Here is a 12,417-nt window from a genome sequence, read left to right as displayed (position 1 = left end):
AGTCCGTGCAGAGGGCTTCTCCACACTTCACATCAGGTGGATTGGGCCGAAATGAGGGGCGGAGATGAACGCGGCCGAGGTCTTCGACACGCTCGGACTGGAGTATCAACGCGCTTGGTCGCACCAGCCCGCACTGCACGGCACCCTCGCCTGGTTCGCCGCGACGCAGCCCTCCGGCTCGCGCGTGCTGGACCTCGGTTGCGGCACGGGCGTTCCCGTGGCGCGCACCCTGGCCAAGGCGGGCATGAAGGTCACCGGTCTCGACGTCTCGCCGGTCATGGTCGACATCGCGACCGCCCAGGTCCCGGACGCGACGTTCCACAAGATCGACATCCGCGACTTCGAGTCGCCCGCCGGTTCGTGGGACGTCATCTGCGCCGTCTTCTCCCTGCTGCAGATGCCGCAGGCCGAGATCATCCAGACCCTCGGCCGCATCTCGGCGTGGCTGCGGCCGGGCGGCCACTTCTTCCTCGCCACCGTGGCGATCGACGCCGAGCAGGTCACGTTGCCCTGGATGGGCCAGGAGATCGAGGTGTCGTCGTTCTCCGAGGAGAACTTCGAGTCGCACCTCGGTGACGTCGGCCTGCGGGTCGTGCGCCGGAGCCGTCCGGTCTTCACCCCCTCCTACCCCGGCGCCATGCCCGAGGAGTCGCTGCACCTGGTGTGCCAGCGCCCCTAGCGCCCACCGAGTCCCTCTGGCGCCGCACGGTCCACGCGACCGCCTGCTGCCGTTCATCGGTCAGCACGAAGAACCCGACCGGCCGGTCTCCGTCGGAATCCACGAGCCGTGCCAGCTCGGTGACCTGTTCGCGCAGCCAGCCGACGGACGACTCTGCTCGGGCACGAACTCGAGCCGGCCCCGCACACCGACGTACACGCCCATGGCCTCAGTGCTGCTCCGCCAGCGCACGTCCGATGAAGTGCGCCGACAACAGGGCGAAGATGTAGGCCTGCAGCACCTGCACCAGCGCCTCCAGGCAGATCAGCGCGAGGGCGAGCGCGAACCCCAGCACCGACACCGGCTTCAGCCAGAGCGGGGCGCTCAGCAGCAGGAACTCGCTGCCGAGCGTGAACACCAGCACCAGCAGGTGACCCGCGAACATCGCCGCGAACACCCGGATCGCGAGGTTCACCGGGTCGAAGAAGAACTTCAGGATGACCTCGGTCGGGATCAGCAGCCCCCACAGCACCGGCTTCGGCACGTCCGGGATGACGAACTGGTTGCGCAGATAGCCCCGCAGACCGAACTTCCTGATGCCCACGTAGTGGTAGAGCGGGAAGATGATGATCAGTGCGATCGCGGCGGGAAAACCGCTGTGCGTGAACGTCGGGAACTGCACGAACGGGATCAACCCGTAGACGTTGTTCACCAGCACGAAGCAGAAGATGCTGACGATCAACGGCACGTACGGCGCGAACTCCTTGGCGCCGATCTGCTCCCGCGCGATCGTGTTGCGGCCGAAGTCGTAGACCGACTCGGCGGCGAACTGCCAGCGCGACGGGATCAGCTTGAGATTGCGCGTGGTGGTCAGGAAGAACGTCACCACGATCACCACCGACAGGACCAGCAGGACCTGCGGTTTGGTCACCGAGAAGTCGAACGGAAGCCCGAGCGGCTGGTGCCAGGTGAAGATCGGCGGCAGCAGGATGTCGTCTTTACCGGGCGGGACAAAAACATCGGCCATGAGGCGACCCCCTCGTCCATGGTCTGGAGCTAGACCTTATCGGACGAGGGGGACGCAGATCACAGCAGGGTCACACCGGGATGACCGTCGGCACGATCATCGGACGGCGCCGGTAGGTCTCGGCCACCCAGCGCCCGACCACGCGGCGCACGGCCTGAGCGACCCGGTGCGTGTCGGTGATCCCCTCGGCCTCGGTCCGCGCCAGCTCCATCTCGACCAGCGGCACGACCTGGTCCAGTGCCTTGGGGTCGTCCGAGAAGCCGCGCCCGGAGATGGTCGGCGACGACATCGCCCGCCCGGTCGCGGTGTCGATGGCGACGGAGATCGAGATGAACCCGCCCTCGCCCAGCACCAGTCGATCGGACAAAGTGGACTCACCGACGTCGCCGACGGACAGCCCGTCGACGTAGACGTGGCCCACCACAACGCGTCCGGAGACAGCCGCCTTGCCGTCCACCAGGTCCACGACGACGCCGTCCTCGGCGATCACGACGTGGTCCTCGGCGACACCGGTGGCGACCGCGAGTGCCGCGTTCGCGCGGAGGTGCCGCCACTCGCCGTGCACCGGCATCACGTTGGACGGCCGAACGGCGTTGTACAGGAACAGAAGTTCGCCGGCCGGCGAGTGGCCGGAGACGTGCACCTTGGCGTTGCCCTGGTGCACGACGGTGGCGCCGAGCTTGGCCAGGCCGTTGACGACGTTGAAGACCGCGTTCTCGTTGCCGGGGATCAGCGACGACGCCAGGATCACCGTGTCGCCCTCGCGGATCGAGATCTGCCGGTGGTCGCCGCGGGCCATGCGCGACAACGCCGACAGCGGCTCGCCCTGCGAACCCGTCGACACGAAGAGGACCTCGTCCTCCTCCATCCGCATGGCCTCGTCGAGGTCGACGAACAACCCGTCCGGCACGTTCAGGAAGCCCAGGTCCGAGGCGATGCCCATGTTGCGCACCATCGAGCGGCCCACGAACGCGACCTTGCGCTTGTACTGCACCGCGACGTCCAGCACCTGCTGCACGCGGTGCACGTGCGAGGCGAAGCAGGCGACGATGACCCGCTGGCGGGCCTTGCGGATCACGTTCTCCAGCACCGGGCCGATCTCGCGCTCCGGCACGACGAAACCGGGCACCTCGGCGTTGGTCGAGTCGACCAGGAACAGGTCCACGCCCTCGTCGCCCAGACGGGAGAACCCGGCCAGGTCGGTCAGGCGGCCGTCCAGCGGCAGCTGGTCCAGCTTGATGTCACCGGTGTGCAGCACCAGGCCGGCGGAGGTGCGGATCGCGATGGCGAGCGCGTCCGGGATCGAGTGGTTGACCGCGAAGAACTCCAGCTCGAACGGTCCGAACGAGCGCCTTTCGCCCTCGCGGACCTCCACCAGCTGCGGGTTCTGCCGGTGCTCCCGGCACTTGGCGGCCAGCAGCGCCAGCGTGAAGCGCGAACCCACGACCGGCACGTCGGGGCGCAGCTTCAGCAGGAACGGCACGGCGCCGATGTGGTCCTCGTGCCCGTGCGTCAGGACGATGGCGTCGATGTCGTCGAGCCGGTCCTCGATGGCGCGGAAGTCCGGCAGGATCAGGTCGACGCCCGGTTGGTCGTCCTCGGGGAACAGAACGCCGCAGTCGACCACGAGCAGCCGGCCGGCGTGCTCGAAGACGGTCATGTTGCGGCCGACCTCGCCGATTCCGCCGAGTGCGACGACCCGCAGGCCACCTTCCGGCAGAGCGGGCGGGATTTCGGTCGATTGGGTCACGCGTTGACTCCCAGTTCGGCCGCGATGGCCTCGATGTCTTCGGCCGCGGCCGGCACGAGCGGCAGACGGGGGTCACCCACGTCCAGTCCGCGCAGGCGCAATGCGGCCTTCGTGTACGTCACGCCGGGAACCCGGCGGAAGGGTCGCAGCAGCGGCAGCAGCGACTCGTGGATTTGCTTCGCCCGGACCACGTCTCCGGCTTCATACGCATCAATGAGATCCCGCAGGCGGTCCGCGGCCAGGTGACCGATGACGCTCACGAACCCGACGGCGCCCACGGACAGCCACGGCAGGTTCAGCGGGTCGTCGCCCGAGTAGTAGGCGAGGTCGGTGTTCGCCATCACCCGGCTGCCGGCGTGCAGGTCGCCCTTGGCGTCCTTCACGGCCAGGATCCGCGGGTGCTCCGCCAGCCGAAGGAGGGTGTCGACCTCGATCGGCACGACCGCGCGCGGCGGGATGTCGTAGAGCATCACCGGCAGCCCGGAGGCGTCGGCGACGGCGGTGAAGTGCGCCAGCAGCCCCTCCTGCGGCGGCCGCGAGTAGTAGGGCGTCACGACCAGAACGCCGTGCGCGCCCGCCTTCTCGGCCTGCTGCACCAGGTGGATGCTGTGCGCGGTGTCATAGGTGCCCGCGCCCGCCACCACGGTCGCCCGATCCCCCACGGCCTCCACGACGGCCGTGATCAGCGCGGCCTTCTCGCGGTCGGTCGTGGTCGGGCTCTCCCCGGTCGTGCCGTTGACGACCAGGCCGTCGTTGCCCAGGTCCACCAGGTGTTTCGCCAGCTCCTGCGCCTTGGGCAGGTCGATCTCGCCGCGCGAGTCGAAGGGCGTGACCATGGCGGTGAGAACGCGGCCGAACGGGCGGTCCGGCCCTGCGCACGGGCTTGCAGGCATGCGCAGAAACTACCCGAGATCAGACACTTCGGTTCAACGACCGCACCCGTTGCACCGCGTCGGCGTCACCGCTGTATTCCACCCGAGCCTCATCACGCCCGAACGCGAGCATCACCAGCTCCGAGACCTCGCCCGTGATCACCACGCCGTTCGCCCCCGGCTTGGCCACGATGTGCTCGCCGTCAGGCCGCACGAGCGTGACGCCCACCGGCGACGACTTGTACGTCATGCGCGCCGTGAACGGCAGCAGCTTCCACAGCGCCTTCTCGCGGTGCTCGTCGTACGGCCGTGGTTCCCAGTCGGGCTGTGCGCGGCGCACGTCCTCGTGGTGCACGAAGTACTCGCCGGTGTTCATCAGGTCGTCGACCGGCTGGATCCAGAACGGCGGCGTGCGCACGAGGTCGAGGAGTTCGCTCCACGCCTTGTGCGTGTAGTCCTCCTGCACCTTCTCGGTCCACTTCGCGAAGACGGGCAGCACGATGCCTGGCGCGGTGTCCGGGCGCCGTTCGCGGATCGCCAGGTGGGCGGCGAGGTCCTTCGTCGACCACGTGCCGCACAACGTCGGCGCGTCGGGGCCGAGCTCGGTCATGAGGTCGACGAGCGCCTTGCGCTCGTCGCGGGCGAGACCCACGTGTGCTCCTAGGACTCGTTCGGCTGGTAGCAGCTGGTGAAGCCGTCCGGCTTGGCCGAACTGCCGGCCATCAGCTTGACCACCTGGTCGCGGGTCAGGTTCTCCGGGTAGCCGGGCCAGTCCGGTTCCTGCCCCCTGACGTGCAGTTCGTCCAGCCAGTAGCCGGACTGGCCGGAGATCTTGGCGAACTCCAGGTCGCAGCCCTTCACCCGCACCATCACCTCGATCGTGCGCTGCTTGGACTTGACCGTGCGCTTGCCGATCTTCTTGGACTTCGTCTCGGTCTCCGTGCTGGGCGCGCCGGGGTTGGTGAACCCGGCGGCCTTGAGCTCGGAGACGAACTCGTCCTCGTTGCTCGCGCAGGCCGTGCCACCGAGGAGCAGCAGGACGGCGATGATCGTCCTCCTCACCCTCAGCTGCCCTTCTTCGCACTGATGGTGCTGCTGAGCTGGCTACCGTCCTTCTTACTCGCCACGCAGTAGATGCGGCGCTGCGCGTTGTCGTTCTTGTCCTTCTTCCACGCCGACGCGGTGGGGACCAGGGTGGTGAGCTTGAGCTTTGCGCCGTCCTTGACCCACTGTGATTTCAGCGTCAATTCACAGCGGGAGACACCGAGGGTCGTCAGGGTCTCGACGCCGGGGTAGGTCGCGTCGGGCAGGTTCGACTGCACCGGAAGCGTCTCCACGGCCTCGTACACCTCGAAGTCGTGCGGCTTGTCGCAGTCCTCGTGGGCCTCCGAGTCGAGCTGCTTGGTGGGCGCGACCTCGCCGGTGCCGCACGTGTTGTCGGAGAGGCCGAAGACGGGGACCTCGCCGCCTTCGCCGTAGGTCAGCGCCTGGCTGCCGCTGCCGCCGGGCGCCGTGAACCAGCTGTGCGCGTAGATGCCGCCGGTGAACGCCAACGCGGCGATGAGCACGGCACCGACGATCGCGAGGATGCGGTTGCGCTTCTTCTTCGCGGGGTCGACGGCGGCAGTCTGCTGGTACTGCTGCGTCTGGGCCGGCGGAATTCCGGTGGGCGGCGTCGGCTGGTTGCCGATGCTCGACAGCATCGCGCGGGCCTGCGGGCCGGACAGCCGCGCGTTCGGGTCGGCGATCAGCAGACCGGTGATCACCGCGCCGAGCACGCCGGTGGCACGCGTCAGCCTGGGCGTCTCGCTCATGATCGCGTGCAGCGTGGACGCCGTGGACGAGCGCTCGAACGGGCTCCAGCCCTCGACGGCGTAGCAGAGGGTCGCGCCCAGGGCCCACAGGTCGGACGCGGGGCCGGCCTCGTGGCCGTGGATGCGTTCCGGCGCCATGTACGCGGGCGAACCGATGAGGCTGCCGCTGGTCGTGAGGCGCGGGTCGTCGACGGCCTGGGCGATGCCGAAGTCGGTGAGCTTGAGCTTGCCGTCCGGGCGGACCATCAGGTTGCCGGGCTTGACGTCGCGGTGCACGATTCCGGCCTGGTGCGCGGTCTCCAGCGCGGACAACGCCTGCAGCGCGATCGACACGACCTGGTTCGGCGGCATCGGGCCGTGGGTGCTGATCAACGTCGACAGCGTCGCCGCCTCGACCAGCTCCATGACGATGTACGTCGTGCCGTGCTCGTTGATGGCGTCGTACACGGTCACGATCGACGGGTCGTTGAGCTTGCCCGCGGTGCGCGCCTCACGCAGAGCGCGCTCTTCGAGCACACGGCGTTCCTCATGCGCGATGCCGTCGGGCAGGTGCAGTTCCTTGATCGCGACGAAGCGTCCGATGTGACGGTCCTGTGCACGCCACACAATGCCCATGCCACCGCGGCCGAGCTCGGCCACCAAGGCGTACCTGCCGGCGATTACGCGCGGTTCGACAGCCTGTCCGTGCAACGTGCTCTCCTACCAGAGGAACCGGGGGGCGTTGACGGTACTTCAGACCCGCCACACAGGTGATCGGTTCCTAGGCTTCCGGTGCTACGACCAGTTCGTGACCCGCGGCGCGCAACGCCAGCACGGCACGGCCGAGGTCCGAGTGCTTCACCAGCAGGTGGTCGGTGTCGTAGCTGGACAACGCGAACAACGAGACGCCCGCCGCCGCGAGCTCGCCCGCGAGCGCGGCCATGATGCCGGTGAGCGTGAACTCCAGCGGCCCGCGCACGGTGAGCAGCCGCCAACCCTTCTCGGCGTTGTCCGCGGGCAGCGCGAACGACGACGGCGCGATGACCGACATCTCGTCCGGTGTCCTCGTCACGGACACCAGCGCGTCGGTCGGATCGAGCAGCCCGGAGGGGACCGGAGCGTCCGCTGCCAGGCGCGTGACCGTGTATTCACCAGGCCGGACGTCCACGATGAGCCGCTTCATGGACGTCAGCCTTCAACCACCAGTGGGCTCGAAGCAACTTCTGTGCCGTCCGGGAGTGTCGAGATGACGAAGTCCGCGAACGCGTTGGGCGCGGCCTTGGTCAGTTCCCTCAGGCAGGCCACCGCCAGCTCGCGCAGTTCCACGTTGATGTGCTCGGTGGCGCGCATCGCGATGAAATGCCGCCACGAGCGGTAGTTGCCCGTCACGACGATCTCGGTACCGGTGGCGTTGGGCAGCACGGACCGTGCGATCTGCCGCGCGCGCCGCCCGTTGACCGTCTGCTCAAGGCTCTGCACGAGGTCCTCGTACGCCTTGAGGCTCGCCTCGGTGGCGGCGACGAACCGCGCGTGCAGCTCGGGGTCCTGCGCGATCAGGTCGGGCTCGACGACGTCGGTCGGGTCGGTGCGCTGGGACAGCTGCGAGTACGAGAAGTGCCGGTGCCGGATCAGCTCGTGGGTGAGCGACCGGGGCAGCTCGGTCAGGTAGAGCGTCGCGCTGCCGTGCTCGAACGCGGCGAGGTGCCCGACGTCGAGCAGGTGGTGCAGGAACGTCGCGTTGGTGTTCGTCATGGGGTTCGAGCGGTCCCACGACTGGTAGCAGGCCCGGCCGGCGAACTCGACGAGCGCCGCGCCGCCGTCCGCGTCGGTCGTCCACGGCACGTCGTCCGGCGGGATGAACTCGGTTTTCGCCACCAAGCGCACTCTCGGCATAGCCCGAGACACTATCCGATGGTTGCGCGACACCAGATGTGACGTCATAGTGGTGTCATGGATCTGTCGCCGTACATCGCGTCACTGCGCGAGGACCTGGCGACGGCCGCATCAGCGGGGGACGAGAACACCCGTCGAACGGCCGCCGCGTTGTCCGCAGCGCTCGAGCCAGCCGCGCGACTGGCGATCATGAATGCACTGTCGGACCTGGCCGCCGAGGTCACCGCCTCGCTGGAAGGCCAGGTCGTGGAGGTCCGGCTGGCCGGCCGGGACGTCCAGGTGGTCGTCACCGGGTCCGCCGAACCGGAGCCGGAGCCCGCCGGTCAGCAGGAGGCGCCGAACTACGCCGCCGGTGACACCACGGGTGACATCAGCCGCATCACCCTGCGCATGATCAACGAGCTCAAGGCGAAGGCCGAGGCCGCCGCGGCCGCCCAGGGCGTGTCGCTGAACTCGTTCATCCAGCAGGCCGTCGGGGGCGCGGTGCACAGCAAGCACAAGCATCAGCACAAGGGGTGGCACGGCAACGCGGGCTCCGGTTCGCGCGTGCGCGGATGGGTGCAGGGGTGAGCGAGATGACCGAACCGTCAGAACAGGCAGGCGTGGTCCGGCAGCAGAGCTTCGAGTTCGCGGGCATCGCCGAGATCGACATCTCGCTGCTCAGCGGCCGGGTGCAGGTGCACCTGGTGGACGCGCCGGGCGTGCACGTCGAGGTGCGGCACGACCCGGCCGCGGGCAACTCGTGGACCGAGGGCCTGTCCAGCGTGCTGAGCTGGGTCAGCGGCCAGTTCGGCCCGGACAAGGGCACCGGTCCGGCCGGTCCGGAGGAGGCCGTCCGCGAGGCCCGCGTCGAACTGCTGGGCAACCGTTTGCGCATCGAGTCGTCCAAGGCGCTGCCGTTGCGCGCGGTACCGCTGTCCGTGGCCGTGACGGCACCTGTGGGGTCGCACGTGACGTCACGGACCGGCGCGGCTGACGTCATCGTGACCGGCGGGGCGGGCCGCCTCGACCTGAACACCGGCACGGGCACCGTGTCGGCGGACCGGGCGACCGGCGAGGCCAAGGTGAACTCCGGCGCGGGCACGGTCCGGCTGGGCACGATGCTGGCGGGCCTCAAGGCCAAGACCGGCAGCGGTGACGTCGAGGTGTCGTCGGTGGGCGGCAACAGCACGTTGATCACCGGCACCGGCGACGTGTGGCTGGGTGCCGTGCAGAGCGACGTCATGGTCCGCACCGGCAGCGGCGACCTGACCGTGGCCGACGCGGCCGCCGGCGAGATCCAGCTCGCCACCGGTTCGGGCAACATCCGCGTCGGCATCCGCCAGGGCACGCTCGCGCGCATCGACCTGGTGTCCACGTCCGGCAACGCCCGCAGCGACTTCGACGTCTCGTCCGAGCCGCTGGGCGAGGCCTCGCTGACGGTCACGGGCCGCACGGGCAGCGGCACCGCACTGGTGACCGCCGCCGCAAGCTGACCGGGGGGTCGGAGGAAAGGCACGCGGGGCGCCTTCGTGCGCTCAGAGAGTACGAAAGCTCCCCGCGTGCACTTGAAAACGCCGCCGTCACGGCTCCTGGAACGGCTTGGAGCCGCCGGGGACGTCGTCCGGGAAGATCGGGCAGCGGATCTCGCCGGTCAGGAACTTCCTGGTGAAACTGGAGAAGTTCCCGTCGTACGACCAGCTCTGGCGCAGATCGGTGATCACCACGGTCCACTCGTCCGGCTCACCGCGGGTGTACCAGAGGCAGTGCTCGCCGCCCGGGGTCGTGCCCCACGGCAGCAGCCCCGGCACGTCCGGGTGCACGCGGAGGCCGGGTTGCCTGCGCAGCGCCCGCAGGAGCTTGGGCGCCTGCGCCATCCAGTTCATGAACCCCGCACGGGCCGTGGGATGCAGGATCCGGATGTAACCGCCGACGATCAGCGGTGGATAGGCCTCCGCGAGGTGCACGTAGTCGGTCGGCAACGCCGTGCCGGCACGTGCCACGACCGCGTCCCAGTCGACCGGGTCCGGACGCCTTTCGGGCGCTCCCAGCAGATCGATCCACTCGTCAGGCGGCACCGCTCACCTCCGTGACCCTCAAGCATCGCCTGCGGCACTCGGGATTCGGTTGTACCGCAGTCCAGCGATGACCAGTGAGACGACGGCGTCGAACGCGTCCTGAATGTGAGGATCCCCCCACTCCCGGGCGTGGGACGGGTGGTGGAACATGTCGGTCGCGTCCCACACCGCCTGTGCCGTCCTCCGCACGTCGTCGGTCACGAACTCCTGGGTTTCCACTCCCGCCGAAATGATGCGCGCGACCTGCCCCACCAGGTGGTCGACGTGGTACTCGAGGATGGTGCGACTCTCCCTGACCAGCACCAGGTACGTCGCGAACAACTCGGGTTCGTCGACGTGCGAGCGCCTCTTGCGGTCGAAGAGCTTCTGCAGCCAGGCCCTGAGCGTCTCGGCCGCGGTGAGGCCCTGGTCGAACGCCGGTTCCATCGCCACGTGCTGCGCGTCGAGCCAGCGCCGCGTCACGGCCTCCCGCAACGCGGCCTTGGTCGTGAAGTGGCGGTAGACGCTGCCGTGGCTGACCCCGAGCGCCTTGGCGACGTCGACCACCGTCGCCTTGGCAGGGCCGTACCGTCGCAGCACCTCTTCGGTCGCCACGAGGATCGCCTCCGACGTCAACGCCTCCGCCACGTGCTCACCTCTCGCTGTCCAGCACGGCCATCTGCTCCGCGGCGTACCGCGTGCCCGCAGCGGCCCCGACCGGAACAACGGCCTCGATCTCCTGCAGTTCCCGCTCGGTGAACGTCACGTCGACGGCACCGATCGCCTCGTTCAGCCTCGCACGCTTGGTTGTGCCGACGAGAGGCACCACGTCCTCACCGCGCGACGCGACCCAGGCGATGGCCAGCTGCGCGACCGTGACGCCCTTGTTCGCGGCGATCTCGTCGAGCTTCTCGACCAGCGCGCGGTTGCGGGTCAGGTTGTCGCCCTGGAACCGGGGCGTGTGGCCGCGCCAGTCGCTCTCGCCGATGGTGAGCGGCGTGGCCGAGATGAGGCCGCGCGACAGCACCCCGTACGCGGTGATGGAGATGCCGAGCTCGCGGGTGGTCTGGAGGATCTCCCGCTCGACGCCGCGCTCCAGCAGCCCGTACTCGATCTGCAGGTCGACGATGGGGTGGACCGCGTGCGCCCGGCGGATGGTCTCCACGCCGACCTCGGACAGGCCGATGTGCCGGACGCGGCCCTTCTCGATCTGCTCGGCGATGGCGCCGATGGTGTCCTCGATCGGCACGCTCGGGTCGAGCCGCGCCGGCCGGTAGACGTCGACGTGGTCGGTGCCGAGCCGCTGCAGCGAGTACGCCAGGGAGTTGGCGACCGCGGCAGGCCGGCCGTCGAAGCCGAGGAACGCGCCGTCGGCGTCCCTCATCCCGCCGAACTTGACGCTGAGCTGCACCTCGTCGCGGCGGCCCTTGATCGCCTCCGCGATGAGCAGCTCGTTGTGGCCCATCCCGTAGAAGTCACCGGTGTCGAGCAACGTGATGCCCGCGTCCATGGCCGCGTGGATCGTCGCGATGCTCTCGTCGCGGTCGGCCGGACCGTAGGCGTTGGACATGCCCATGCAGCCGAGGCCGATGGCGGACACGACCGGGCCGGTGGTGCCGAGCTGACGCTTCTGCATTGCCGAACTCCTTCGTCTCTTCGGTGAGCCCCACCCTGCCCGATGGACTGACAGATTTCAATATCTGTCAGTCGTCATCTGTTCCGAGGATTGACAAAAGACTTTTGAACGTTCAAAGTTGTTTTTGCGATGAGAGACGTGATCTACCTGGACCGGATGGAGCAGGCCGAGACCCTGCTCAAGCCGCAGCGCGTGGAAGTGCTGCGGCAGCTCGCCGCGCCGCGCTCGTGCACCGAGGTCGCCGAGGTGCTCGACCAGACGCCGCAACGCGTGCACTACCACGTGAAACAGCTGGTCAAGGCCGGTCTGGCGAGCCAGGTCGCCGAACGCAAGGTGCGGGGCGTGCACGAGGGCCTCTACCAGGCCGTGGCGCGCTCGTACTGGTTGTCGCCGCGGCTGGTGGGACGCATCGGGTCGCGCGACGAGCTGGCGCTGGGTCACCTCGTGGACCTGGCCGAGCAGGTGCAGGCGGACGTGGCCGCGCTGGACCGGTCGAGCGAGCTGCCGTCCGTGGGCGTGTCCGGCGAGATCCGGGTGCGACCCGAGGAACGGCAGCAGTTCCTGGCCGAGCTGCAGACGACGTTGCAGGACCTCTTCACCCGATACGGCGGCGCGGAGGGGGATGCGTTCCGCATCGCGTTCGCCTGCTACCCGAAGGGAATCTGAATGATCGTGTCAAGCCGCAGCGGTAGCGGGTTGTGGTGCGGTTGCTGTGAAGGTTCGACCGTCGCGCAGCAGTGCCCACAGCACGT

15 protein-coding genes are annotated in these 12,417 nt (G+C 68.8%); 4 read left to right on the top strand and 11 right to left on the bottom strand.

What is annotated here, in order from left to right; all coding sequences use genetic code 11:
* The first annotated feature begins 64 nt into the window (after positions 1-64).
* Positions 65-679, top strand: a complete 615-nt coding sequence (locus ACWEIJ_RS17585) for a class I SAM-dependent methyltransferase (protein WP_449838218.1) — start codon at positions 65-67, stop codon at positions 677-679.
* A 208-nt stretch (positions 680-887) separates the two neighbouring features.
* Here the strand turns inward: ACWEIJ_RS17585 and atpB are convergent, their stop codons facing one another.
* From atpB to thyX, 8 genes are all read right to left on the bottom strand, one after another.
* Entirely contained in the window at positions 888-1,685 is a 798-nt protein-coding gene (gene atpB, locus ACWEIJ_RS17580; protein WP_449838217.1) for a F0F1 ATP synthase subunit A, read from the bottom strand.
* Between the two features lie 70 nt (positions 1,686-1,755).
* Positions 1,756-3,435: a ribonuclease J gene (locus tag ACWEIJ_RS17575; RefSeq protein WP_449838216.1), complete on the bottom strand. Its 1,680-nt coding sequence runs from the start codon at positions 3,433-3,435 to the stop codon at positions 1,756-1,758.
* Positions 3,432-4,328, bottom strand: a complete 897-nt coding sequence (dapA, locus tag ACWEIJ_RS17570) for a 4-hydroxy-tetrahydrodipicolinate synthase (protein ID WP_449838215.1) — start codon at positions 4,326-4,328, stop codon at positions 3,432-3,434. The genes ACWEIJ_RS17575 and dapA overlap by 4 nt, the downstream gene beginning before the upstream one ends.
* Before the next feature lie 19 nt (positions 4,329-4,347).
* Entirely contained in the window at positions 4,348-4,959 is a 612-nt protein-coding gene (locus tag ACWEIJ_RS17565; protein ID WP_449838214.1) for a TIGR03085 family metal-binding protein, read from the bottom strand.
* A gap of 8 nt (positions 4,960-4,967) precedes the next feature.
* Entirely contained in the window at positions 4,968-5,369 is a 402-nt protein-coding gene (locus tag ACWEIJ_RS17560) for a hypothetical protein (protein WP_449838213.1), read from the bottom strand.
* Between the two features lie 2 nt (positions 5,370-5,371).
* Entirely contained in the window at positions 5,372-6,811 is a 1,440-nt protein-coding gene (locus ACWEIJ_RS17555; protein ID WP_449838212.1) for a protein kinase domain-containing protein, read from the bottom strand.
* A gap of 70 nt (positions 6,812-6,881) precedes the next feature.
* Positions 6,882-7,283, bottom strand: a complete 402-nt coding sequence (locus ACWEIJ_RS17550) for an ACT domain-containing protein (protein WP_449838211.1) — start codon at positions 7,281-7,283, stop codon at positions 6,882-6,884.
* Positions 7,284-7,288: 5 nt separating this feature from the next.
* Positions 7,289-8,008, bottom strand: a complete 720-nt coding sequence (thyX, locus tag ACWEIJ_RS17545; RefSeq protein ID WP_449838613.1) for an FAD-dependent thymidylate synthase — start codon at positions 8,006-8,008, stop codon at positions 7,289-7,291.
* A 42-nt stretch (positions 8,009-8,050) separates the two neighbouring features.
* Between thyX and ACWEIJ_RS17540 the strand changes: the two genes are divergently transcribed.
* Both ACWEIJ_RS17540 and ACWEIJ_RS17535 read left to right on the top strand, forming a co-directional pair.
* Positions 8,051-8,563 carry a toxin-antitoxin system HicB family antitoxin gene (locus ACWEIJ_RS17540; RefSeq protein ID WP_449838210.1) on the top strand — a complete coding sequence of 171 codons (513 nt, stop codon included), beginning with the start codon at positions 8,051-8,053 and terminating at the stop codon, positions 8,561-8,563.
* A gap of 5 nt (positions 8,564-8,568) precedes the next feature.
* Positions 8,569-9,468, top strand: a complete 900-nt coding sequence (locus tag ACWEIJ_RS17535) for a DUF4097 family beta strand repeat-containing protein (RefSeq protein WP_449838209.1) — start codon at positions 8,569-8,571, stop codon at positions 9,466-9,468.
* An 87-nt stretch (positions 9,469-9,555) separates the two neighbouring features.
* On the opposite strand, the gene ACWEIJ_RS17530 is transcribed toward ACWEIJ_RS17535, so the two are convergent.
* From ACWEIJ_RS17530 to ACWEIJ_RS17520, 3 genes are read right to left on the bottom strand one after another with little or no spacing between them, the layout of a single operon-like run.
* Positions 9,556-10,050, bottom strand: a complete 495-nt coding sequence (locus tag ACWEIJ_RS17530) for a hypothetical protein (RefSeq protein WP_449838208.1) — start codon at positions 10,048-10,050, stop codon at positions 9,556-9,558.
* Between the two features lie 18 nt (positions 10,051-10,068).
* The gene (locus tag ACWEIJ_RS17525) at positions 10,069-10,677 is read right to left on the bottom strand and encodes a TetR family transcriptional regulator (RefSeq protein WP_449838207.1); all 609 of its coding nucleotides are present in this window, start codon (positions 10,675-10,677) and stop codon (positions 10,069-10,071) included.
* Between the two features lie 4 nt (positions 10,678-10,681).
* On the bottom strand, positions 10,682-11,665 hold the full coding sequence (locus ACWEIJ_RS17520; protein WP_449838206.1) for an aldo/keto reductase: 984 nt from the start codon (positions 11,663-11,665) through the stop codon (positions 10,682-10,684).
* A gap of 129 nt (positions 11,666-11,794) precedes the next feature.
* Between ACWEIJ_RS17520 and ACWEIJ_RS17515 the strand changes: the two genes are divergently transcribed.
* Positions 11,795-12,331: a helix-turn-helix domain-containing protein gene (locus ACWEIJ_RS17515; protein ID WP_449838205.1), complete on the top strand. Its 537-nt coding sequence runs from the start codon at positions 11,795-11,797 to the stop codon at positions 12,329-12,331.
* Positions 12,332-12,417 lie beyond the last annotated feature (86 nt).

It is taken from the genome of Lentzea sp. NPDC004789 (genome assembly GCF_053601075.1).
This window is presented reverse-complemented; position numbering and strand designations above follow the sequence as displayed.